This is a genomic window from Streptomyces sp. GL_140, assembly GCF_057834465.1.
Genome location: NZ_CM174404.1, coordinates 7,798,832 through 7,819,420, shown reverse-complemented (window position 1 = coordinate 7,819,420; position 20,589 = coordinate 7,798,832). Strand labels below are relative to the sequence as shown.

Sequence of the window (20,589 nt, the reverse complement as noted above, 5' to 3'; positions counted from 1 at the left end):
CCCTGCCCGGAAACCACCTGCCGAAGAATGAGTACCGCGCTCCACTCCGCACCCGCCCCCGATGCCACGCCCGCGGCCACATCCGTAGCCCCTGCCGACGGCCCGGCCACGGGCCCGGCATCGCCGCGCCGCCGGGCGATCGCCGGCCGGGCTCCCGCCCGGCCGACGGCCGCCGCCGCGATCCACAGCATCAGCGCCGCGACCACGGTCCTGCTGTCGCTGGTGGGCATCGGGGCCATGCTCCACGAGCCGATCCTGATACCCCCCTTGGCCGCCAGCGCCGCCCTGATCCACAGCGCCCCCACGCTGCCGCTGGCACAGCCGCGCGGGGTGGTCATCGGTCACATGCTGGGGGCCGCCGTGGGCTACGGCGTCCTGGCCGCGGCCGGAAGCAGCGCCTGGGCCGCCGCGGTGGCCGCCGGCGTCACGCTGGCCCTGGTGATGGCCGCGCGCACCCCGCACTCCCCCGCCTGCGCCACGGCCGTGGTGGTCGTGCTCCAGAGCCCGGTGGCGACCCGCTTCGTCCCGCTGCTCTTCGGCTCGACCGTGCTGCTCGTCCTCACCGGGTACGCGGCCTCGCGCGTGCGCCGCAAGGCCCCGAGGTATCCCGCGTACTGGTGGTAGCGGTTCGTCACCGTACGCGACGGCTCGAGATGCGCTCGGGGCCTGCGGCTGGTTCGCTGAATCCCCACGGCACGCAGGAGTGAACATGAGTGCAGGCGAGTCCCACGGCCGGTCCCGGCAGCTGCGCGACAAGGCCCAGGAGCTCAACGAGGCGGCCGCGCGGTCGACCGACCCCGACGAGAGCCGAAGGCTGCGCGACAAGGCCCGCCGCCTCCAGGAGCAGAGCGAGCAGGAACGCGTCATCGACGACCCGGGCATGGACCTGCGCTAGGCCATCTCCTTCGGCCTCTTTCGGGCTCCTTCGGCCTAGGCGCTGTTTCCCCACCTGGACGAGCGACAGCGCCGTCTGGCGGCCGGGGCTGAGGCCCGATCGTTGGGGCATGGTGGGATCCGGGTGGTGGCTCGGGCTGCCGGGATGCGTGCGGGCACCGTCTCCCGCGGAGTGGACGAGTTGGATTCGGCTGTGGAGCCGAGCGGCCGGGTCCGGCGCCCGGGTGGTGGTCGCAAGAAGCTGTCCGATCTGGACCCGGAACTGGTTCCGGCACTGTTGGCGCTGGTCGAGCCGGACATGCGCGGGGACCCGATGTCGCCGCTGCGCTGGACGACGAAGTCGACCAGGAATCTGTCCCGCGAACTGACCGCGGCCGGTCACCGCTGTTCGGCCGACACGGTCGCCGGCCTCCTGCACGTGGAGGGCTTCAGCCTGCAGGGCAACGCCAAGACGGTGGACACCAAGAAGAAGGAGCTGATCGGCGAGTACCGCAACGCCGGGACCGAGTGGGCGCCCGCCGGGCAGCCGGTCCCGGTGCGCACCCACGACTTCCCCGACGAGACCCTGGGCAAGGCGATCCCCTACGGGGTCTACGACGTGTCGGCGAACACCGGCTGGGTGAACGTCGGGGTCGACCACGACACCGCCGCGTTCGCCGTGGAGTCCCTGCGCCGCTGGCGGACCGCGATCGGCCGGGACACCTATCCGCAGGCCGGACGGCCATTGATCACCTGTGACGCCGGCGGGTCCAACGGCTACCGGCGCAGGTCCTTCAAGACGAGCTCGCCGCGTTCGCCGAACAGAGCGGCCTGGCCGTGACTGTCTGCACACTGCCGCCGGGCACGTCGAAGTGGAACCGCATCTTCCGGCGCTTCCTCGAGGACACCGGCCTCTTCTATGTCGGGCGGTGCCCAAGTCCCAACAGGTCCACGGTCCGCACACCGACCGCCGCGTCGGCCAGGATCCGCCCGAGGCCTGGCGGCGTCTTTCCGCAGCCCAAGACGCCAAGGGCAAGCGCGTCCACGACTGGGCGGCAGCTCGTCTGCCCTCGGTCTGGGAGTTCGACGGCGACGAACCGGTCCGGCAGCGCTGGATGTCGGCCCGCCGCAGCATCCACAGGCCCGACGAGATCCCCCACTGCCTCGCATGCGCGCCGTTGGAGCCACGGTCGAGGACCTGATCCGAGTCACTGGCTGCCGGTGGAAGATCGAGGAGTGCTTCCAGAGCGCGAAGCACGAATGCGGGCCAGAGTCCGGCTGGAGTACTAAGGGGCGGGGTTTTCGTTCTTGAAGGTGAGCCATTGCCGGGTGATAGTTCTGGCTTCGTCCGCCTGGTCTGGTGTGACGACGCCCTCTGTATGCGGAGCACGCTCCAGGAGGCTGCGCACCTGTTCGCTTTCTTCGGTGGTTACGTACCAGAAAGATGAGGTGGATGAGCCGTCGTCATGCCAGTCGAGGATGGTTAAGGTATGCCGGTCGGTCATGGCGTCCTCCTTGGAGCGCTCACCAGCCGTGCCGGAGGTGTGCCCACGTAGGCACACACCTCCAGCTTGCGGGTCGGCCAGAATTACTTGAGTTTCGTAACATTCACCGCCTGTAGCCCTTTGGCCCCTTTCTCGACGCTGAACTCAACATGCTGATTCTCCTCCAGGGAACGGAAGCCCTCTCCCGCAATCTCCGAGTAGTGAACGAAGACATCGGCGGTTTTGTCGTCCGGAGTGATGAACCCGAATCCCTTTTCAGAATTGAACCACTTAACGACGCCTTTAATGGTGGCTTGAGTCATGGCCCCTCCCGGGGTCGACCCCGCTGACCTGTCGGCCGGTTGCGGCCGGAAGGTCGGCAGGGGTCAAAATAAGAGAGCAGATGGACAGATGAGATACAACAACCCATACCGTACATCCAATACTTCCCGAACATCCAACCCCTGGGCGAATTCTTTACCCTTGCGCCTCAAGTATTCGAACACGCCTAACCGGGAGCTCGCGGTGATGGAATTCACTTCCCCCTGAGCCCGGGTTTACCGCGCCGCACCAGAACACAATTGAGGTGGAACTGTCGAGCTACCGTCGATCTCGATAGGAGTTTCCGTCCGGCCCTCTCAAGAGGTGATGGTGGCGGAGACGGAGGCCTCCGGACCATCGCGGGCAACGACGGCCGCCACCACCGGACCGTGGAGACATTTGAAGGCAGTTGCAGCACTGCACTCCGAAGCAGGACGGCGCGGCACCGGTCGGGGCCCTGCTCGTCCTTGAAAGTTCGAATGATCGGTTCGCTGGAGATGCCGTCGGTCTTCAAGGTGACAGCGGCCGGCGCGAAGGTGGCCACACCGCCCTTGCAGGCAGCCACGGTCGCCATTTGGGTCCCGGCAGATGAGGAAGTTGCCCGCGATGACCATGTCCTGCCACCGTGCGTGGTTGGCGGTACCCGCCTGGAACCGGGGCGGGAACAATGCCCGAAACGTGCGGCGTAGCACCTGTCTCCGCCCCATTCTGCGGAGTGGTGCCCATCGGCGCGCCAAGGCCAGAGCAGGGCGCCAGCAGCACACTCTCCGGATGCGCCGCCACACTGGTGAGCCTCCCACCAGCGAAGAGCGCGACGCATCAGCCCGACCCGCAGCCATCTCCACGCTCGGATCCAGCCGCGACCCTGAACCAGCACCGTTGACGAACATCCGGCACGCCCACTCTCTGTGAAGCAAACAGACGAAAAGGAAGCCAGCCCAACACGGGCCATTAACGCCTTCTAAGTCACCACCCCTGCAACCCCCCTCGCTCCGACAGGAAAAACTTCGGTGCTGTGGGTCTGCGGGGGATCTGTCCGGGAAGTCGAGTAAGCCCGTGATCTGACGATTGACGCAGGTCCGGTTGGACCCGTCCGTCGGAGAGGCAAGATCGCGTGACTGAGACTGAGATAGCCGACCCGTTCTTGTTTCGTGGCGGGTCGTCGACACTGACGTCATCCTTGTCCAGCACCCTCGCGACAAGGCCTTGGCCAGGCGTTTCTTCCGCCGGCTGCTGAAGACCGCGCGGCCGGTGCCACGGGTGGTCGTCACGGACAAGCTCCGCTCCTGCGGCGCCGCGCACCATGAGGTGATGCCCTCGGGGGAGCACCACTCCCACGAGGGCCTGAAGACCGGGCGGAGTACTCACACCAGTCGACGAGGCAGCGTGAACGCGCGTTGAAGGGGGTTCCAGTCCGCCGGATCGGCACAAAGACTCCCGTCATCACCGGGCAGGGGTCCCGTGCTCGTGGTGCCGTGAGGCGGTGTGCCTGCAGGTGCTGACGGCTGTATCGGGGTGCGGTCGGTGGCGGGCGGGGCGCAGGGTGCGCCAGCACAGCCAGGTCCCCAGCCGCAGGAGGAAGGTGGCGACGAGGATACGGAGGACGCCGGGCCGGAGAGGGCGAAGACGCGGATGGCGGGGCCGGTGACGACGCCGGGCAGGGTCCGCAAGACCAGGCACCGGGCCAGTCCGCCGCGCAGAGCGCCGGTACGGCGGTGGCGCCACAGGACCCCGTGCCCGGCCACCACGCTGAACAACAGGTTCGTCGGAGTGACGGCTGGACTGGGCGCGCCGGGAACGCTGATCTGAACCGGGAGAAGGCAGACCGGCCCGGGCACACCCACCGGCGCGGTCACCGTCGAGATCAGCAGCCCGGCGGTGAAACCGGCCCAGATCGTCCGCTCCACCGGCCGACACGGCCTCAAACGACCTCGCTCAGCCACCCACCAGCCCCAACTGAATCGGCGAGGCTAGCCTTTGACACACGCGAGTTGGCATAGCCGGATGGTTCTGGAGGGGTTTACCGCACCATCCAGACTCCGACCGGGGCCCTTCGCTGGGGTCCGGAGTCCGCAGCTCACCGCAAGCAAGGGAGACTGGCGTCAGGGAACTAGCAACTTTAAGTGCGAGAAAGGGATGAAGAGTCATCTCCCCTCTCATCCTTTCAGGGAATTGAGGGGTTCCAGAGAGATCGGAGCTGCGGTAATGCGGCCAAGAACTAAGTCACCCGTATCCTTTCAGATATCCGCAAGGCGTAAAAAGATTCGCGCTGCCCTCGTCACTATCACCATCGCCATCTCGGCCTGCCTTTTCCAGGCGTCTCCAGCGACGGCTTTAACGGTCCTCTCATGCACAGGCACCTACGCGACCACCTACAGCCCTGGCCTGACCTATACTCCGCAGCAGGTCACCTACAACACTTCCAATACCTACGGTCCCCCCAGCGGACACTGCTTGGGCGGTGGCGCGGTGATCTCCGGCACGTCAGGCCTGACCAACGCGCTGCTGCCTGCGGCATCATGCGTGGATCTCCTCGGATCCACCGTCACCGGATCAACCACCGTCACCTGGAACACCGGCGAAACCACCAGGTACGAGTGGAGCAGCACAGCCGCTGACGTCCTGGGCACACTCGTCACCACCACCACAGGCAAGGTAGTCAATGGCAAATACCTTGGTGGCAGCGTTCAACGCATCAGCATCGCACCGAATCTCCAAGTGCTGCAGAACGCCTGCAACAGCCCTCAAGGCCTCACCAGCGACAATGGAACGGTCACATTGACCATCCAATCCTTGTGATGCGTAGCGTGGAGCTTTGACCGCCCGACAACCGCATGCTGGACACAGCACATGAACCGAGCCCCCGCCCGGGATGTTGAGTTCTAGGCACTGTTTCTCGGATCTGGCGGTGCCCGTGGGGGCCGTTGGAGTGATCACCGCCGGGTGATCAACGGGGTGCTCTACCGGGTCCGGACGGGCGTGCAGTGGAGGGACCTGCCTGAGCGGTTCGGGCCGTGGGAGACCGTCTGCAAACGCCATCGGCGCTGGTCAGCGGATGGAACGTGGACGATGCTGTTGTCTCGGATCCAGGCGGCCGAGGACGCCGCGGGCCGGATCGACTGGGAGGTGTCGGTGGACTCGACAGCGGTGCGGGCCCACCAGCACGCCGCCGCGCGAGGAAGTCACCGGCGACCACAGGCCTTCAAAAGGGGAACCAGCGGGGGACGAACCAGGTCGATCTGGTTGGCGGAAACTGACGGTCCGGCTGGAGGAGGTGGTCCGATCGTCGAGTGCCTGGGACGCTCCCGCGGCGGATTCACCACCAAAATCCACCTCGCCGCCGACGGGCGATGCAGGCCCCTCGCCTTCGTCCTGACACCCGGACACTACGGTGACGGCCCCCAGCTCGAGCGGGTGCTGGAGCGGGTCTCCGTGCCCTGCATCGGCGTCGGACGGCCTCGGACCCGGCCCGACCATGTCCTGGCCGACAAGGCCTACACCTCCCGGAAGAACCGCCGCTACCTGCGACGACGCGGAATCCGGCACACCATCCCCGAACGCCTCGACCAGCAAAGGCACCGCAAGAACCGCGGGTCCCGAGGCGGCCGCCCCACCGGCTTCGACAGCGAGCGATACAAGAAACGCAACACCGTCGAACGCGCCATAAACCGCCTCAAGGGCTTCCGCGCCGTCGCCACCCGCTACGAGAAACGCGCCTAGATCTACCTCGGCACCGTCACCCTCGCAGCACTCATCATCTGGCTCCGAACATGATCCGAGAAACAGTCCCTAGAGGGCCGGGGCCTCGTCGAGCTCCCAGGCGTGGCGCTTGAACTCGCGGATGAAGTCCGCGTGGTCCTCCCACTGGCGGGCGATGCCGCGCAGCACGTCCCAGTGGTGCTCCACCGACTGGTCGATGACCCGGCGCACCGCGGGCTCGGCCGCGTCCCGCTGCTCGATGAGCCCCTTGGCCACCGAGGCCTCCAGCGCGGCGTTGCGCAGCGCGCGCAGGGCGCGGGAGGTGTCGTCCATGGCGAAACCGTTCTCGCTGCCCGTCTCCTCGGCGAAGAGCGGGGTGAGCCGCGCCTCGATGAACGCGGTGATCCGCTCGAAGTGACGTACGTCCATCGGGGGCTCCATCTCGGGTCGTTCTCGGCTTGCGGTGCGGGCCCTGCCCGTACCGCCGATCATTATCCCGGAGCCGGAACCCCTCCCCGATCCGGGGCCCCTTCAAGATCCGCTGGAGACGATCCGGTGCCGCCCGCTACCAGCGGAGCGGGAGCCTGCCGACCCCGCGCATCAGGCTGCCCGTCAGCCAGGCGGGAGGTCCGGCCGCCGGGTCCTCGGCCAGGTCGGGGAAGCGTTCGAGCAGGGAGCGGATCGCGATGCGGCCCTCCATGCGGGCCAGCGGGGCGCCGATGCAGAAGTGGAGTCCGTGCCCGAAGGCCAGGTGGCCCTGGGGGGCGCGGCGGATGTCGAAGGTGTCGGGCTCGGCGAAGCGCGCGGGGTCGCGGTCGGCTCCGGCCAGGGAGACGAGCACGGTGGATCCCTGCGGGATGGCCGTCCCCCCGATCTCCAGGGCCTCGCGGGCGTATCGGTAGGTGGAGTGCTGCACGGGGCCGTCGTAGCGGAGCATCTCCTCGACCGCCCCGTCGAGCAGTCCGTCCAAGTCGGCGCGCAACGCGGCCATTTGGGCGGGGTGGGCGAGCAGGGCACGGACGCCGTTGGATATCAGGTTCACGGTGGTCTCGTGGCCCGCGACCAGCAGCAGGAAGGCCATGCCGGTCACTTCGTCGTGCGAGAGGGAGTCGCCGTCCTCGTCGCGGGTCCGGATCAGCGCGCTGAGCAGGTCCTCGCCGGGCTCCTTGGCCTTGGCGTCGATGAGCTCCGTGAGGTAGGCGCCGAGCTGTTGGTGCGCGGTGTTGTCCGGAGCGCCGGGGGCGGGGGCGACGACCGCGTTGGACCAGGCGCGGAAGCGGTCGCGGTCCAGGTCGGGGACGCCGAGCAGTTCGCAGATCACGGTCATGGGCAGGGGGAAGGCCAGGGTCTCGATCAGGTCGGCGGCGCGTTCGGGCCGGGCGGCCATGGCGTCGAGCAGTCCGTCGGTGATCTGCTGGACGCGGGCGCGCATGCCTTCCACCCGGCGGCCGGTGAACTCCCGTGCGACCAGTCGGCGCAGCCGGGTGTGGCGCGGCGGGTCCGACTCCAGCATGTTGGAGTTGACGGCGGCGACGAGCGTTTCGGGGAAGTTCCCGGAGCTGCTCCAGTCCTTCGACAGGGCCGGGTGGTTGAGGGCCTGGCGCGCTTCCTCGTGGCCGACGACGAGCCAGCTCGGCTCGTATTCGTCGGCGGAGACGACGACCTGGTGGACCGGTCCCGCTTCGCGGAGCCTCGCGTAGTAGGAGTACGGGTCGGCGTTGAAGTCCTCGGCACTGGCACTGATGTCCACTACTGGCATCGGACAACAGTAAAGCGGCAGTTGACGCACGGAGGGGGCGATTTCCGGACACTCTGGTATGACTCGTCGATCACGGTATTCTGCCGCCCCTGCCATACGAAAGAGGGGGACGGCCATGACCACCGCACACGAGGTACGCCGGACAACCGTGGACATCACCACTCAGGACGGCACGGCCGATGCCTACCTGGTCCAACCGGAGGGCGAAGGCCCGTATCCCGGGGTCCTGCTGTACATGAACGCCCTCGGGGTGCGTCCGCACATCAAGTCGATGGCGGACCGGATCGCCGCGGCGGGGTACGTCGTCCTGCTGCCCAACCTCTTCTACCGTCACGGGCGCACACCGGTGTTCGAGCTGCCCGAGTTCGTCGACTTCGAGCGCCAGCCCGAGCTGTTCGACCGGGTCGGCCCGGTCCTGGACTCCCTGACCCCGGAACTCGTGGTGCGCGACGCGCCGGCCTATCTGGACTGGCTGGCGGGCTTCCCGTTGGTCGCCGCCGGGCCGGCCGCGATCGTGGGGTACTGCCTGGGTGCCCGGCTGGGTCTGCTCACGGCGGGCACTTACCCCGAGCGGGTGGCCGCCGTGGCCGGGTTCCACGGAGGTCTCCTGGCCACCGAGGCGGCCGACAGCCCGCACCTGCTCGCGGACCGGATCACGGCGGAGCTGTACTTCGGCCATGCCGACCAGGACCCGTCGCTGCCCGCCGAGCAGATCGACCGGCTGGAAAAGGCCCTGTCCGAGGCCGGTGTCCGCCACCGCGCACAGGTGTACGAGGGTGCGCCGCACGGGTTCACCCTGGCCGATACCGTCTCCTACGACGCCGCCGCGGACGAACGGCACTGGGCGGAGCTGTTCGCGCTACTGGACCGTACGTTCTGACGACGCCCGGTTCGTGGGGCGGGGAGGCGGTGTCCGCCGCCTCCCCGCCCCACGGCCTACGGGGCTCCGCCCGTCAGGCCGTCATCGGCACTGGCCGGACCGGGGTCCGAGGACGGTGACGTCGCTGACGTGCGGCGCCGGGGCGTTGGCCTCGCAGCTCAGCGGGCCGCTGACCCGGTCGGCCGAGAGCTCCACGCCTCCGGTGTTGCCCACCAGGGAGACCGGTCCCGTGATGGTGTTGCCCGCGCAGTCGGAGACCTGCGAGTCGGGGCCCGCACCGATCAGCACGGAGCCGCTGGTGGTCCGGACGCTCAGCGTGCCGGTCAGCTTCGATCCGCAGATGGAGACGGCGAGCGCCCCGTCGGCGGACACCGGGCCGGCCATCTGCCCGTTCGACACGGCCAGCGCGCCGCCGGGCCGGACCGTCACCGGGCCGGTCTGGCTGCCGCCGGAGCCGATGCAGACCGACTGTCCGGCGGCCACGGTCAGCGGGCCGTGGGAGGCGGTGGTGATGCAGGGCCGGCTGAATCCGACGGTGACCTCGGCCGGTTGGCCGGTGGCGCTCGCCGTGTGGTCGGCGTCCGGGGTGTACGAGGCGCTGATCGGGTGGAGGCCGGGACGCAGCGCGCTCGTGCTGAAGGTGGCCTTTCCGGCTTCGAGGGGAACGGTCGCGAGCGGGGTGGTCCCGTCCGAGAAGGTGACGCTGCCGCCCGGGGTGGCCGCGAGGGGGTTCGCCGAATCCACGGTCGCCGTCAGGGCGGCGGCGTGCCCGAACAGCGGGGTGGAGGTGTCGGCGACGAGCGAGGTCGACGTGGCGAAGCGGAACGAAATGACCGCCTTGCCGTCGCCGTGCTGGACGCCGGGGAACAGGCCGGCTTCGGAGACGCCCGCCTCCGCGGGGGCCGCGTAGCCGCTGCCGCCACCACCGCCCGCGCCGTAGAGGTTGCCCGGGTTGCCGCCGCCGGAGCCGCCGCCACCGCCGTGCCAGCCGCCGCCACCGCCGCCGCCGCCGTTGCCGCCGCGGCCGCCGTTGCCGCCCGTGCCGCCGCTGCCCGGGTTGGGCAGGCCGGTGTTCTGGTCGATGTCGCCCGCGTTGCCGCCGCCGGCACCGACCGGGTTGGTCCGGACGCCGGTGCCCGCCTGGGTCTGCGTGCCGCCGGTGCCGCCGATGCCGGAGCCTTCGGGGCCGCCGCCGTCGCCGCCGTTCTCGCCGGCGGGGCCGCCGCCGTTGCCGCCGTGCAGCAGGGGGCCGCCGTTGCCGGCGCCGCCTCCGCCGCCGGCCACCAGGATCCGCTCGGCCGGGCCGAAGCCGCCGGTGCGCAGGTCGGTGGCGCCGCCGCCTGAGCCGCCTCCGCCGTGGGCGCCGCCGCCGCCGGAGCCGTGGCCGAAGCCGCCGACCCGGGCGTACTCGCCGTGCCGGGAGGTGCCGGAGCTGCCGACTCCGCCCCGGGTGATCTGGAGGGTCTGGCCGGGGGTGACGGTCAGGGTCGCGCGGGTCCGGCCGCCGAGGCCGCCGGGGGAGCCGTCGTTCGGCGGGCTCGGGACCACGTATCCGGCCGCGCTGCCGCCCTCGGCCCCGTACAGGTCGACGGTGAGGGTGCTGACGCCCGCGGGGACGGTGAAGACGTCCGTGCCCGCGGTGGCGTACGTACAGGTGGGCGGGGAGCTGGTGAAGGCTCCTGCCGGGCCGCAGGGTCCGGCGGTGGCGTCCACCGGGTCGGCCGCCGCGGTGAGGGGGACCAGCAGGGCGGCGAGGAGGCCGGCCGCGCCGAGGGCCACCGCCGTCCGGGAGACGGCGTACGGGCTGCGGCCGGGTCCGGCCCCGGTCATGTTCCCGGTCATGTTCCTGGTCATCTTCGCGGTGCTCTCATGGTTCGTCATCGGGCGGCTCAGACTCCGTCGTTGGCGCACAGTGCCCAGGCTTCGGAGTAGGTGTTCGGGGAACTGCCGCCGCCGGTGTGCGTGGAGGCCGTCCAGTACGCGGCCGTGGTGGCCCCGTCGCCGACCGGGGTACCACCGGAGTCGCTGGGGAAGCTGCCGTTGAGGTGGTCGCCCGGCGAGCCCGGCCCGGTGAAGTCCGTGGTCGTCACGGAGCCGCCGCTGATGGCCGCGCCGCCGCTGATGAGCTTTCCGTCGTTGCCGCCGCAGGCGGCCGTCAGGGTCGCGCCCGCGGTCGCCGAGGTCGGGCCGCTGACCTCGTTGAAGCGGACCTTCACGGTGGTGCCGCTGATGTTGATGTTGTTGCCGCTGCAGATCGCGTAGGCGTACGTGGTGTTGTCGGTGCCGCCGCCCCCGCCGTTCCAGCCGACCGCGGTCCAGGAGTCGGGGTTCGTCTCGCCGTCGGCGGCCGCCTTCTTGCCGTAGTCGTGCCCGGCGTTGTTGAAGGTGGGGAAGGAGGCGATCGGCTTGAGGCTGCCGACGTCGGCCGGGGTGATGCGGGCACCGCCGCCGAGGAGGCGGGTGTTGGCCGGGCAGGTGGCGGTGACCAGGCCCACCGTGGAGGCCGAGATGGGGCCGGCGACCTTGTTCATCACCACCTGGGTGTGGTTGATCAGGTTGCTGGTGAAGCACATCGCGTAAGGGGTGCTGGAGAACGAGGCGTTCACCGCTCCGCCGCTTCCGCCGATGCCCAGCCAGTGGGTCACGTCGGTGCCGACGACGCCGGTCGAGCCGAGGTACTCGGTGCTGCCGTCGGAGCTGGGCGAAGTGCCGTTGACCTTGTTGCCGTTGGAGGACGTTCCCGTGCCGATGGCCTGGTTGATGCCACCGCCGGATATGAGGCCGGAGGAACAGTCCGCGTGGGTGGAGATCTCGGCGAAGGTGGCCGCGGGTCCGGCGGTGGCACCCGGGGTCTTGACGGTGACGCCCACGGTGTTGGCGTAGGCCGTGGCCGGCACCAGGAGTGCGAGCAGGGCGCCGACGACCAGTGACTTTCCTGCGACGGCGCGCCGCAGAACTGTCTTTGCCATGAAATTTTCTCCCTCATCCAGAGTCGCGCATGCGGACTGTAACAGTCCTTTTGCCGGTCATCTACTGGGTGAACCAGCTGTCTCACCTGGCAGATGCCGCATTGAATCCGGAGGCGGTCGCCGGCTGCATCTTTCAGCAATCCTGAAAGGAATTATCAAAAACAATCGATGGACCTGAGTGATCAGGATGGGCGAGAGTCGAGGCATCAACCCCCAACTCCCTTCCCCTACAAGGAAAGAAGGCCCTTCACATGCATGTCGAGACCACCGACTTCGCCGCCGCGCCCTACGTCTCCGGTGACCCCTACGCCGACTACCGGGGCGGCACCTTCCCCTTCTCCCACCTCACCGACCTCGCGGACCGCCGCCTCGGAGCGGGGGTCGTCGCCGCCAACGACGAGTTCTTCGCCGATCGGGAGAACCTCCTGCTGCGCACCCCGGCCGTCTTCGACGTCCACTCCTACGGCAACAAGGGCAAGACCATGGACGGTTGGGAGACCCGGCGGCGGCGCGGGGCCGGTGCCGAGGAGCCCTTCCCGACGGACAGCGACCACGACTGGGCCCTGATCCGGCTCGGCGCCCCCGGAGTCGTCCGCGGGATCGTCGTGGACACCGCACACTTCCGCGGCAACTACCCGCAGCAGGTCAGCGTTCAGGCCGCCGCCTTCGAGGGGACCCCCTCGGTGGCCGAGCTGCTCGCCCGGAAGGACGCCTGGGTGGAGATCGTGCCCCGCACCCCCGTGCGCGGCCACGCCGCCAACGGCATCGAGGTCGAATCCGAGCGCCGCTGGACCCACCTGCGGGTCACCCAGCACCCCGACGGGGGCATCGCGCGGCTGCGGGTCCACGGGGAGGTGCTGCCCGATCCGGCGTGGCTGGCCCTGCTCGGCACGGTGGACGTGGCCTGCGTCGTCAACGGCGGGGCCGTCGAGGACGCTTCGGACGGGTTCTACTCCTCCCCCGGCAACACGATCATGCCCGGCCTGTCGCAGAAGCAGGACGACGGATGGGAGACCCGGCGCCGCCGCGACAAGGGGAACGACTGGATCTCCTACCGGCTCGCCGGGCAGTGCGAGATCCGCGCGGTGGAGGTGGACACCGCCAACCTCAAGGGGAACGCGGCCGACTGGGTGTCCCTGTCCGTCAAGGACGTCACCGGCATCACGGACGGCGGGGACGGCGGGGAAGGCGCGGACGGCGCGGACGGCGCGGACGGCGAGTGGCGCGAGGTGCTCCCGCGCACGCGCCTGGAGCCCGACAGCCCGCACCGGCTGCCGCTCGCCGCGCCGGTCCTGGCCACCCACGCCCGGCTCGACGTCTTCCCGGACGGCGGCATGGCCCGGCTGCGCCTGCACGGCGGCCTGACCGACGCCGGAGCGGCCGCCCTCACCGCCCGCGCCGCGCGTGCCACGGGCACGGCGGGCTGACGGTGGGGACGGCCGCTCCGGCGGTGCGCCCGGGGACGGGCCGCGGGAACCGATCGGTCCGCGCGGCCTGCCCGGCCTACTCGACGACGAGCTCGACCTCGATGTTGCCGCGGGTGGCGCGGGAGTACGGGCAGACCTCGTGGGCCTGCTTGACCAGCAGGGTGCCGGTCTCGCCCGCCAGGGCGTCGGGGAGCTCCACACGCAGCACGACAGCCAGTCCGAAGCCCGCGCCGTCCTTGCCGATGGAGACCTCCGCCGTCACAGAGACCTCACTGGTGTCCACCTTGGCCTGCCGGCCGACCAGGCCGAGGGCGCTGGCGAAGCAGGCGGCATACCCGGCCGCGAAGAGCTGCTCGGGGTTGGTGCCCTGGCCGTTCCCGCCGAGGGCCGGGGGCATGGCCAGCGCGAGGTCGATCTGGCCGTCGGAGCTGACGGCGCGGCCTTCGCGTCCGTTGGCGGTGGCGACGGCGGTGTAGATCGCGTCCATCTCGGGTGTTCCTCTCACGGGGCGGAGGCGGGGCCGTCGGTCGTCGACCTCGCTCCATCAATATGGCACACAATTCAGTTGTGCACAACTTAGTTGCTGACACGGCACCCCGAGTACACTGGCCCGTATGACCGAGCAGCCGAGCGACACCCTCCCCGACCAGGACTTCCTGCGCCTCGACGGCCAGATCTGCTTCGCGCTCGGCGCGGCGAACCGCGCCTTCGGCGGCCTCTACCGCGTCGTCCTGAAGGACCTCGGGCTGACCTACCCGCAGTACCTGGTGATGCTGGTGCTCTGGGAGCACGGGGAGATGCCGGTCAAACAGCTCGGACAGCACCTGCGCCTGGACTCCGGGACGCTCTCACCGCTGCTCAAGCGCCTCGAAGCAACCGGTCTGATCGTCCGCGAGCGCAGCACGGCGGACGAGCGCTCCGTGCACGCCCGCCTCACCCCGGCCGGTACGGCGCTGCGTGCCCGCGCCGTCGAGGTGCCCCGGCGCATCGCCGCGGCGACCGGCTTCGAACTCGGCGAGATCAAGGACCTCCAGGACCGCCTGCGGCGGCTCACCGCCGCCCTGGACGCGGCGGTTCCGCAGGAGTAGGCCGTTGCCCGGGAGCAGCGGGGGCACTCACGGCGGGAGTCGCGGGCGGCGGGCGCCACAGGGGATGTTCCCGCCGCGCCCAGTCGGCGGCCACCGAGCCGGTGCGCATGCCCCGGCGGGCTTCCGGGTCGGCCAGGGCCTTCATGACGTGGCCGCCGACGGCCACGGCCAGGGCGATGGCCAGCCAGTCGTGGACGAAGGTCGCGCCGGTCCGCCAGGGCAGCGGGGCCAGGCCGGTGAACCACATGAGCAGGCCGGTGCCCAGCATCACCAGGGCCGCCCCCGCGCTCCAGCTCGCGTAGAGCTTCTGCCCGGCGTTGAACTTGCCCGCCGGGCGGGCCGTTCGCCGGTGGTCGCGGCGCAGCGCGGACCGCAGCCAGGTGCGGTCGTGCGGGCCGAACCGGTTGATCCGGCGCAGGTCGGCGCGGAAGGCCCGGGAGACGAGCCCCAGCAGGAAGGGGGCCGGGAGCAGCAGACCGGACCACTCGTGGACGGTGACCACCAGGTGGCGGCGGCCGACGAGTTCGGCGAGCGGCGGCAGGTAGAGGCAACCGGCCGTGACCAGGCACAGCCCTCCGAGGGCGGCGGTGGTCCGGTGGATCCAGCGCTCGGCGGTGGTGAAGCGGCGCACCCGGTGGGCCCGGCCCGCCGGGCCCGCCCCGTTCGCGCCGCTTTCGCCGCTTTCGCTGCCTTCGCCGCCCCCGCGTTCAGACCGTAGGGGCATCTTCGCGTCCGTTCGATTTGCCGACCCAGGCGTCGACGTCGTAGCGGAGTTCCTCCCAGTAGCCGGGCTTCACCTCGTCGGTGAGGGTGATGCCGGACAGCCACTTGGCCGACTTGTAGAAGTACATGGGCGCCACGTAGAGGCGGACCGGGCCGCCGTGTGCGTGGCTGAGCGGCTTGTCCTGCATGTTCAGGGCGACCATGACGTCTTCGCGGCGCGCCTGCGGGAGGGTGAGGCTCTCGGTGTAGGCGCCGTCGAAGCAGGTGAAACGGATCGCGCGGGCCTCGGGCCGCACGCCGGCGGCGTCCAGGAGACGCAAGAGCGGGACTCCCTCGAAGGGAGTGCCGGGGACCCGCCAGCCGGTGACGCACTGCACGTCGCGGACCACGCGCGTCTGCGGCAGGCCGCGCAGTGCGTCGAGGGTGTACGTGGCCGGGCGCTCGACCAGGCCGTCGACGGTGAGCCGGTAGTCCGCCGGGCCCCGTTCGGGGACCGAGGAGGTGACGGAGTAGTAGCGGAACCCGCCGCCGCCCGGCAGCAGTCCGGTGAGACCGGTGGGGTCCTTGGTCGCGGCCGCGCCGAGTACGGCGTCGAACCCGCTCTGGAGTCGCGGCCCGGCGGCCAGGCCGAGGGCGCCGAGCCCCACCATGCCGAGGACCAGCCGTCGGCCGACGGGGACACCACGGCCGTCGGGGTCGGCGGGTCCGTCCGGGTCGGCGGGTCCGCCGGGCCCCCCGGAGGCGTGCGGGGGGCCCGGATCGGCGTCCTGTTCTCTGCTCACCTGCCGATTCGACCACCCGCCGCACCCGGCGGCCAGGGTTCGCGGCCTTCCGTCAGACTTCCGTCAGATTTCGGCCGGGCCTCCCGGGCTTCCCTCCGAGACCCCCGCTAACCGCGGAAGTCCTCCTGTCGTTCCGCCGAGGCCTCGGCGAGGGCCTTGACCACGGCCTGCGTGCCCGCCCGGAGCCCGTAGACGGGGGTGCCGGGCTGCTGGCGCCAGGAGTCGTCGATGCCGCCCGAGTCCACGCTGTCGAAGCCGAGTTCGTCGATGAGGGCCCGTACGGTCGTCTTCGCCGCCTCGTCGTCGCCCGCCACGGGCAGGGCCAGCCGGTCCGGGTGGCCCGCGTCGAGCGGACGGGCCAGGATGTCTTCGGCGTAGGTGCCGTTGAAGGCCTTGACGACGGGGTGGCCGAGGTGGCCCTCGGTCCAGCGGCTCTCGGTGAGGCCCTCGTCCTCGATGCCGGCGATCCGGCCGTCGCGCTGGCGGGGGTAGTAGTTCCCCGTGTCGATGACGGCGAAGCCGGGCGCCGCGCCGTCGAAGAGACCTGCGGGCAGGTCCGGGACGTTCTTCAGAGGGATCGTCACGACGACGACCTCGGCCCCGCGGGCCGCCTCGGCGACGGTGACCGGCACGGCGCCCGTCTCCTCGGCGAGGTCGGTCAGGGTCTGGGGGCCGCGCGAGTTGGCGACGGCCACGTCGTGTCCGAGGGCGGTGAGGCGCCGGGTCAGGTTGCCGCCGATGTTGCCCGCGCCGATGATGCCGATCTTCATGAGCTCTCCCGTGCGTCCTGGGTGGTCGGGTGTCGCGATGATCCGAACCTCCCGCGGGCGCCGGGCATTCCGCCCCGGGGCGACGAGTTGGCGCGTTCCCCCGTACGAGGGAACGCCGCGGCCGGGACCCGTACCTCACGGATCCCGGCAAGAGACGGCCTAAGCCCCGCTCGCCTTGAGCATGTCCTCGCGCTCGACGAGCTTCACGCGCTCACGGCCCTGCGGCTCGCCCAGCGCCTTCTCGGCGGCGTCGAGCCTGTGCCAGCCCTCCCACGTGGTGAAACGGATCTCCCGCTCGGTGAGGAAGGTTTCGACCGCCTCCGGCGCCGGGGCGGCCGGGGTGCGCAGGCGGCCGTCCGCGTGGTCGGCGAGGAGGTTGGCGACGGTCTCGTTCGCGTCGCCCTTCGTGTGCCCGATCAGGCCGATGGGGCCGCGGCGGATCCAGCCGGTGACGTAGGTGGACGCCAGGTGCTCGCCGGCCTCCATGACGCGGCCGCCCTCGTCCGGGACCGTGCCGGAGTCGACGTCCCAGGGGAGCTTGGGCAGTTCGTCGGAGAGGTAGCCGACGGCGCGGTAGACGGACTGGACGTCCCAGTCGGTGAACTGGCCGGTGCCCTTGACGTTGCCGGTGCCGTCGAGCTCGGTGCGCTCGGTGCGCAGTCCGACGACCTTGCCGTCCTCGCCGAGGATCTCGGACGGGGACTCGAAGAAGTGAAGGAAGAGTTTGTGCGGGCGGTCGCCGATGTCGCGGATCGCCCAGTTCTCCAGGGTCTTCGCGACCATGTCCGCCTGCTTGTTGGAGCGGCGGGTGGTGATCGAGCCCTCGTCGTAGTCGATGTCCTCGGGGTTGACGATGACCTCGATGTTCGGCGAGTGGTCCAGCTCGCGCAGCTCCATCGGGCTGAACTTGGCCTGCGCGGGGCCGCGGCGGCCGAAGACGTGGACCTCGAGCGCCTTGTTGGCCTTGAGGCCGTCGTAGACGTTCGCCGGTATCTCGGTCGGCAGCAGCTCGTCGGCGGTCTTGGCGAGGATGCGGGCGACGTCGAGGGCGACGTTGCCGACGCCGAGGACGGCGACCTTCTCGGCCTCCAGCGGCCAGGTGCGCGGGACGTCGGGGTGGCCGTCGTACCAGGAGACGAAGTCGGCGGCGCCGTGGGAGCCGTCGAGCTCGACGCCCGGGATGGTCAGCGCGCGGTCCGCGGTGGCGCCCGTGGAGAAGATCACCGCGTCGTAGAACGAGTGCAGTTCGTCGAGGCTGATGTCGTTCGGGTAGTCGACGTTGCCGAAGAGGCGGACCTGCGGCTTGTCGAGCACCTGGTGGAGGGCGGTGATGATGCCCTTGATGCGTGGGTGGTCGGGGGCGACGCCGTAGCGGATCAGGCCGAAGGGCGCCGGCATCCGCTCGAAGATGTCGATGGACACACCCGGCTCGGTGGCCGCCTCGGACTTCAGCAGGGCGTCGGCGGCGTAGATGCCGGCGGGGCCGGCACCGACGATTGCTACCCGCAGGGGGCGAGGCATGGCTGGGTTCCCTTCGAACGACGAAAGACTCGATCAAGGGAACCCTAAACTGAGGCAAGCCTAACCCAGCACCCACCCCCTGCTTATGACCCTATAACCCTGACTTATGACTTCCCCAAGCAACGCTTGGGTCTCACCAGGACTCGGTCACGATCTCGGAAGACATCCGGAAGTCGCGGACGGTGAGCGTGCCCTTGTCCCCGTACACCTCGTGGCGCCAGGCCGCGAAGACCTCCGCCAGGGAGCGCGCGTCCTCGGCCTGCCCCTTGCCCACGCTCCCGGTGGTGATGGACAGCTCCGCGAGACAGGCTCCGCGCACCTTGCGGACGCGGACCTCACTGATGACGTCGGCAGGCATGCCGTCCGCCCACTTCCCCCGGTGCTTGTCGAAATAGGCGGCGAAGTCCGCGGTCATGTCGAACCAGCCGGCCGCGCCGCAGGGGCCGGCGCCGTTCGTGATGCCGGGGCGCTTGGAGGGCGCGGCCGTCCCGTCGGTGGGCGGACCGGGAGTGCTGGTGTCCTGGTCCGTGGGGGGATCGGGGGTCCCGGTGTCCTGGTCCGTGGGCGGATCGGGGGTCCCGGTGTCCTGATCGGTCGGCGGGTCGGGCGGTCCCGTCTCCTGGTCCGTGGGCGGACCCGCGTATCCGCCGGTCTGCTCCTCCGTCGGGATGTCGGGGGTGGCCGTGCCGCCGCCCGTGCCGCCGCCCGCCGTCCGGTCCAGATCGCAGATCTCCGCACTGGGCGCCGCCACCGGGGCGGGCCCCGCCGCCTCCCCGGTGCGTACGGTGCCGCAGCCCGCCAGCGTGGCGCACAGCAGCGCCGCCATTCCGGCCAGAGCCGTCCGCCCGGTCCGGGACATCCCGGTCCCCGTCGTGGTCCTTGTCATGGTCATCGCCCCCCTTTGCCCCTGAAGAGGGATTCACCGTAGCCGCGGTTCCCCCCGGGGGGCTCCTTTCCGTGCCGGTCCCGGGCCGTGGTCCCCTGTGCTCCATGGACACCGACACCGGTACACCCGGGCCCGACCGCCCGGTCCTCTTCCTCGATGTCGACGGGCCCCTCATCCCCTTCGGGGGGACGGACGGCTATCCGGTCCACGAGGTCCAGGGCCCGGCGGGCGCCGGAGCCTCGGCGCATCCGCTCCTGTCCCGGATCGATCCGGGACTCGGGCCCAGGCTCGCCGCGCTGCCGTGCGAGCTGGTGTGGGCCACGACCTGGGAGGAGGACGCGAACCTCTGCGTCGCCCCGCGGCTCGGGCTGCCGCGACTGCCGGTGGTGCACTGGCCCGAGCCCTCGGACGAGGACGGCCGGGGCGGGACCCACTGGAAGACCCCGGCCCTCGTCGCACGGGCGGCGGGCCGGGCCTTCGTCTGGGTGGACGACGAGATCGGCCGGGCGGACCGGCTCTGGGTCGCCGCCCACCACCCCGGCGCGGCCCTGCTGCACCGGGTCGACCCGCGCACCGGGCTCGGGGAGGCGGACTTCGCCGCGATCGACGCCTGGCTGTGCGGCCTCGCGGGCACCGCGCCCGGACAGCCCGGACGGCCCGGGATCAGCCGATGACCAGTACGCCCTCGCAGTTCGGCGGCTCCTCGGAGCGGCGCACCGCCTCCCGCCAGATCTCCTCGGTCCCCGTGGCCCCTCCGTCGTCCCCGTCCGGCTCGGCGTCGTCGTCGGTGCGCACCGCGCCCCAGACCAGCCCGTCGCCGTAGGACTCGGACGGAACCAGGGAGACCACGTAGCGCCGGCCCGGCTCCAAGGGCTGGATCAGCGGCTCGGCTTCCGGTGAGGTGCCGGCCGGCTGGCCGACGCTGACCTCTGAGGGGACCGCGCCCTTGAGTGTCTTCTCCACGTGCAGCGAGAGGAGTTGGCCGTCCGGGGAGGAGGCACGGTCGGAAACGGTGGCCACGATCACCTCGCTGGCCACGTGAACGATGTACTCCGGCTTCGACCACGGATCGGCGCACGGCCGGACCCCGGCCGTCGGCGGCACGTCATGGGCGTCCCACACGTCCCAGGCCTTCCACGTCTCCCAGCCGGTGGTGCCCAGCGTGGCGACGGCGGTCACGGCGACGACGATCCGCACGGACCACGACATCATCGGCTTTCCTTCCTCACGGATCGGCGAAGGCTCGCATGATGACAGCGCCTGCGCGCCGGATCCCAACTCCGTTCACCCATCAGGGGGATTGCACCGGCTGTGATCGCCCGCAGGCCGTCCGGCCGCGCACGAAAGGCGGCTTCGGGGTCGCCGTCCGGCGCGCCGCATGGCTTCGCGGCCCGTCCGAAATGGGTA

At 70.7% G+C, this 20,589-nt stretch carries 22 protein-coding genes and 3 pseudogenes; 11 read left to right on the top strand and 14 right to left on the bottom strand.

The window, feature by feature from the left end; all coding sequences use genetic code 11:
• Nucleotides 1-27 precede the first annotated feature (27 nt).
• The 4 genes and pseudogenes from AC3IYJ_RS36330 (at nucleotide 28) to AC3IYJ_RS36315 (ending at nucleotide 2,075) form a co-directional block, all read left to right on the top strand.
• Entirely contained in the window at nucleotides 28-624 is a 597-nt protein-coding gene (locus tag AC3IYJ_RS36330; RefSeq protein ID WP_489398765.1) for an HPP family protein, read from the top strand.
• A gap of 85 nt (nucleotides 625-709) precedes the next feature.
• The gene (locus AC3IYJ_RS36325; RefSeq protein WP_489398764.1) at nucleotides 710-895 is read left to right on the top strand and encodes a DUF6381 family protein; all 186 of its coding nucleotides are present in this window, start codon (nucleotides 710-712) and stop codon (nucleotides 893-895) included.
• Nucleotides 896-937: 42 nt separating this feature from the next.
• Nucleotides 938-1,857 (top strand): annotated as a pseudogene (locus AC3IYJ_RS36320) (ISAzo13 family transposase); the annotation flags it as partial.
• The gene (locus AC3IYJ_RS36315) at nucleotides 1,803-2,075 is read left to right on the top strand and encodes a hypothetical protein (RefSeq protein WP_489403071.1); all 273 of its coding nucleotides are present in this window, start codon (nucleotides 1,803-1,805) and stop codon (nucleotides 2,073-2,075) included. The pseudogene AC3IYJ_RS36320 and the gene AC3IYJ_RS36315, both read left to right, overlap by 55 nt.
• An 84-nt stretch (nucleotides 2,076-2,159) precedes the next feature.
• Here the strand turns inward: AC3IYJ_RS36315 and AC3IYJ_RS36310 are convergent, their stop codons facing one another.
• Together AC3IYJ_RS36310 and AC3IYJ_RS36305 are read right to left on the bottom strand one after the other, a co-directional pair.
• A complete protein-coding gene (locus AC3IYJ_RS36310) occupies nucleotides 2,160-2,378 on the bottom strand; it encodes a hypothetical protein (RefSeq protein WP_489398763.1) in 219 nt (72 codons plus the stop codon).
• 83 nt (nucleotides 2,379-2,461) lie between these two features.
• Complete coding sequence (locus AC3IYJ_RS36305; RefSeq protein ID WP_489398762.1) at nucleotides 2,462-2,680, bottom strand: cold-shock protein; 219 nt, start codon at nucleotides 2,678-2,680, stop codon at nucleotides 2,462-2,464.
• A 1,150-nt stretch (nucleotides 2,681-3,830) separates the two neighbouring features.
• Here AC3IYJ_RS36305 and AC3IYJ_RS36300 point away from each other — a divergent pair.
• Nucleotides 3,831-4,124 (top strand): annotated as a pseudogene (locus AC3IYJ_RS36300) (DDE-type integrase/transposase/recombinase); the annotation flags it as partial.
• A gap of 66 nt (nucleotides 4,125-4,190) precedes the next feature.
• On the opposite strand, the pseudogene AC3IYJ_RS36295 reads toward AC3IYJ_RS36300, so the two are convergent.
• Nucleotides 4,191-4,585 (bottom strand): annotated as a pseudogene (locus tag AC3IYJ_RS36295) (TSUP family transporter); the annotation flags it as partial.
• A gap of 562 nt (nucleotides 4,586-5,147) precedes the next feature.
• On the opposite strand from AC3IYJ_RS36295, the gene AC3IYJ_RS36290 reads away from it, so the two are divergent.
• Nucleotides 5,148-5,477: a hypothetical protein gene (locus AC3IYJ_RS36290; RefSeq protein WP_489398761.1), complete on the top strand. Its 330-nt coding sequence runs from the start codon at nucleotides 5,148-5,150 to the stop codon at nucleotides 5,475-5,477.
• 90 nt (nucleotides 5,478-5,567) lie between these two features.
• Nucleotides 5,568-6,398 (top strand): IS5 family transposase, encoded by an 831-nt coding sequence (locus AC3IYJ_RS36285; protein WP_489403036.1) that lies wholly within the window; start codon nucleotides 5,568-5,570, stop codon nucleotides 6,396-6,398.
• Between the two features lie 69 nt (nucleotides 6,399-6,467).
• Here the strand turns inward: AC3IYJ_RS36285 and AC3IYJ_RS36280 are convergent, their stop codons facing one another.
• Nucleotides 6,468-6,806 (bottom strand): hypothetical protein, encoded by a 339-nt coding sequence (locus tag AC3IYJ_RS36280; RefSeq protein WP_489398760.1) that lies wholly within the window; start codon nucleotides 6,804-6,806, stop codon nucleotides 6,468-6,470.
• 136 nt (nucleotides 6,807-6,942) lie between these two features.
• Nucleotides 6,943-8,136 (bottom strand): cytochrome P450 family protein, encoded by a 1,194-nt coding sequence (locus tag AC3IYJ_RS36275; protein WP_489398759.1) that lies wholly within the window; start codon nucleotides 8,134-8,136, stop codon nucleotides 6,943-6,945.
• 115 nt (nucleotides 8,137-8,251) lie between these two features.
• Here AC3IYJ_RS36275 and AC3IYJ_RS36270 point away from each other — a divergent pair, with 115 nt between their 5' ends.
• Complete coding sequence (locus AC3IYJ_RS36270; RefSeq protein WP_489398758.1) at nucleotides 8,252-9,016, top strand: dienelactone hydrolase family protein; 765 nt, start codon at nucleotides 8,252-8,254, stop codon at nucleotides 9,014-9,016.
• Between the two features lie 81 nt (nucleotides 9,017-9,097).
• Here AC3IYJ_RS36270 and AC3IYJ_RS36265 read toward each other — a convergent pair whose 3' ends face one another.
• Complete coding sequence (locus AC3IYJ_RS36265; RefSeq protein WP_489398757.1) at nucleotides 9,098-10,897, bottom strand: Ig-like domain-containing protein; 1,800 nt, start codon at nucleotides 10,895-10,897, stop codon at nucleotides 9,098-9,100.
• 8 nt (nucleotides 10,898-10,905) lie between these two features.
• Nucleotides 10,906-11,985 carry a hypothetical protein gene (locus tag AC3IYJ_RS36260; RefSeq protein WP_489398756.1) on the bottom strand — a complete coding sequence of 360 codons (1,080 nt, stop codon included), beginning with the start codon at nucleotides 11,983-11,985 and terminating at the stop codon, nucleotides 10,906-10,908.
• A 251-nt stretch (nucleotides 11,986-12,236) separates the two neighbouring features.
• Here AC3IYJ_RS36260 and alc point away from each other — a divergent pair, with 251 nt between their 5' ends.
• On the top strand, nucleotides 12,237-13,412 hold the full coding sequence (gene alc, locus AC3IYJ_RS36255) for an allantoicase (protein WP_489398755.1): 1,176 nt from the start codon (nucleotides 12,237-12,239) through the stop codon (nucleotides 13,410-13,412).
• A gap of 76 nt (nucleotides 13,413-13,488) precedes the next feature.
• On the opposite strand, the gene AC3IYJ_RS36250 is transcribed toward alc, so the two are convergent.
• A complete protein-coding gene (locus tag AC3IYJ_RS36250) occupies nucleotides 13,489-13,899 on the bottom strand; it encodes an organic hydroperoxide resistance protein (protein ID WP_371619311.1) in 411 nt (136 codons plus the stop codon).
• 127 nt (nucleotides 13,900-14,026) lie between these two features.
• Here AC3IYJ_RS36250 and AC3IYJ_RS36245 point away from each other — a divergent pair, with 127 nt between their 5' ends.
• On the top strand, nucleotides 14,027-14,500 hold the full coding sequence (locus tag AC3IYJ_RS36245) for a MarR family winged helix-turn-helix transcriptional regulator (RefSeq protein WP_489398754.1): 474 nt from the start codon (nucleotides 14,027-14,029) through the stop codon (nucleotides 14,498-14,500).
• Here AC3IYJ_RS36245 and AC3IYJ_RS36240 read toward each other — a convergent pair.
• The 5 genes from AC3IYJ_RS36240 to AC3IYJ_RS36220 all read right to left on the bottom strand — a co-directional run bounded on the left by AC3IYJ_RS36240 (nucleotide 14,463) and on the right by AC3IYJ_RS36220 (nucleotide 19,182).
• Nucleotides 14,463-15,224 (bottom strand): cytochrome b/b6 domain-containing protein, encoded by a 762-nt coding sequence (locus tag AC3IYJ_RS36240; protein ID WP_489398753.1) that lies wholly within the window; start codon nucleotides 15,222-15,224, stop codon nucleotides 14,463-14,465. The genes AC3IYJ_RS36245 and AC3IYJ_RS36240 overlap by 38 nt on opposite strands.
• Nucleotides 15,208-15,885, bottom strand: a complete 678-nt coding sequence (locus AC3IYJ_RS36235; RefSeq protein WP_489403035.1) for a molybdopterin-dependent oxidoreductase — start codon at nucleotides 15,883-15,885, stop codon at nucleotides 15,208-15,210. The genes AC3IYJ_RS36240 and AC3IYJ_RS36235 overlap by 17 nt, the downstream gene beginning before the upstream one ends.
• A gap of 227 nt (nucleotides 15,886-16,112) precedes the next feature.
• Nucleotides 16,113-16,814 carry an NADPH-dependent F420 reductase gene (locus tag AC3IYJ_RS36230; protein ID WP_489403034.1) on the bottom strand — a complete coding sequence of 234 codons (702 nt, stop codon included), beginning with the start codon at nucleotides 16,812-16,814 and terminating at the stop codon, nucleotides 16,113-16,115.
• A gap of 120 nt (nucleotides 16,815-16,934) precedes the next feature.
• Nucleotides 16,935-18,296: an FAD-dependent oxidoreductase gene (locus AC3IYJ_RS36225; protein WP_489398752.1), complete on the bottom strand. Its 1,362-nt coding sequence runs from the start codon at nucleotides 18,294-18,296 to the stop codon at nucleotides 16,935-16,937.
• A 133-nt stretch (nucleotides 18,297-18,429) separates the two neighbouring features.
• A complete protein-coding gene (locus AC3IYJ_RS36220; RefSeq protein WP_489398751.1) occupies nucleotides 18,430-19,182 on the bottom strand; it encodes a hypothetical protein in 753 nt (250 codons plus the stop codon).
• A 104-nt stretch (nucleotides 19,183-19,286) separates the two neighbouring features.
• Between AC3IYJ_RS36220 and AC3IYJ_RS36215 the strand changes: the two genes are divergently transcribed.
• Nucleotides 19,287-19,856 carry an HAD domain-containing protein gene (locus AC3IYJ_RS36215; RefSeq protein WP_489398750.1) on the top strand — a complete coding sequence of 190 codons (570 nt, stop codon included), beginning with the start codon at nucleotides 19,287-19,289 and terminating at the stop codon, nucleotides 19,854-19,856.
• Here AC3IYJ_RS36215 and AC3IYJ_RS36210 read toward each other — a convergent pair.
• The gene (locus tag AC3IYJ_RS36210; RefSeq protein WP_489398749.1) at nucleotides 19,846-20,394 is read right to left on the bottom strand and encodes a hypothetical protein; all 549 of its coding nucleotides are present in this window, start codon (nucleotides 20,392-20,394) and stop codon (nucleotides 19,846-19,848) included. The genes AC3IYJ_RS36215 and AC3IYJ_RS36210 overlap by 11 nt on opposite strands.
• Between the last annotated feature and the right edge of the window lie 195 nt (nucleotides 20,395-20,589).

Excerpts from the sequence above, each read along its gene's own strand:
- AC3IYJ_RS36305 (WP_489398762.1), bottom strand. The coding sequence starts at position 2,680 with ATGACTCAAGCCACCATTAAAGGCGTCGTTAAGTGGTTCAATTCTGAA.
- AC3IYJ_RS36240 (WP_489398753.1), bottom strand. The coding sequence starts at position 15,224 with ATGCCCCTACGGTCTGAACGCGGGGGCGGCGAAGGCAGCGAAAGCGGC.
- AC3IYJ_RS36260 (WP_489398756.1), bottom strand. The coding sequence starts at position 11,985 with ATGGCAAAGACAGTTCTGCGGCGCGCCGTCGCAGGAAAGTCACTGGTC.
- AC3IYJ_RS36245 (WP_489398754.1), top strand. The coding sequence starts at position 14,027 with ATGACCGAGCAGCCGAGCGACACCCTCCCCGACCAGGACTTCCTGCGC.
- AC3IYJ_RS36275 (WP_489398759.1), bottom strand. The coding sequence starts at position 8,136 with ATGCCAGTAGTGGACATCAGTGCCAGTGCCGAGGACTTCAACGCCGAC.
- AC3IYJ_RS36280 (WP_489398760.1), bottom strand. The coding sequence starts at position 6,806 with ATGGACGTACGTCACTTCGAGCGGATCACCGCGTTCATCGAGGCGCGG.
- AC3IYJ_RS36330 (WP_489398765.1), top strand. The coding sequence starts at position 28 with ATGAGTACCGCGCTCCACTCCGCACCCGCCCCCGATGCCACGCCCGCG.
- AC3IYJ_RS36220 (WP_489398751.1), bottom strand. The coding sequence starts at position 19,182 with ATGACAAGGACCACGACGGGGACCGGGATGTCCCGGACCGGGCGGACG.
- AC3IYJ_RS36215 (WP_489398750.1), top strand. The coding sequence starts at position 19,287 with ATGGACACCGACACCGGTACACCCGGGCCCGACCGCCCGGTCCTCTTC.
- AC3IYJ_RS36250 (WP_371619311.1), bottom strand. The coding sequence starts at position 13,899 with ATGGACGCGATCTACACCGCCGTCGCCACCGCCAACGGACGCGAAGGC.
- AC3IYJ_RS36225 (WP_489398752.1), bottom strand. The coding sequence starts at position 18,296 with ATGCCTCGCCCCCTGCGGGTAGCAATCGTCGGTGCCGGCCCCGCCGGC.
- AC3IYJ_RS36265 (WP_489398757.1), bottom strand. The coding sequence starts at position 10,897 with ATGACGAACCATGAGAGCACCGCGAAGATGACCAGGAACATGACCGGG.
- alc (WP_489398755.1), top strand. The coding sequence starts at position 12,237 with ATGCATGTCGAGACCACCGACTTCGCCGCCGCGCCCTACGTCTCCGGT.
- AC3IYJ_RS36270 (WP_489398758.1), top strand. The coding sequence starts at position 8,252 with ATGACCACCGCACACGAGGTACGCCGGACAACCGTGGACATCACCACT.
- AC3IYJ_RS36310 (WP_489398763.1), bottom strand. The coding sequence starts at position 2,378 with ATGACCGACCGGCATACCTTAACCATCCTCGACTGGCATGACGACGGC.
- AC3IYJ_RS36325 (WP_489398764.1), top strand. The coding sequence starts at position 710 with ATGAGTGCAGGCGAGTCCCACGGCCGGTCCCGGCAGCTGCGCGACAAG.
- AC3IYJ_RS36210 (WP_489398749.1), bottom strand. The coding sequence starts at position 20,394 with ATGATGTCGTGGTCCGTGCGGATCGTCGTCGCCGTGACCGCCGTCGCC.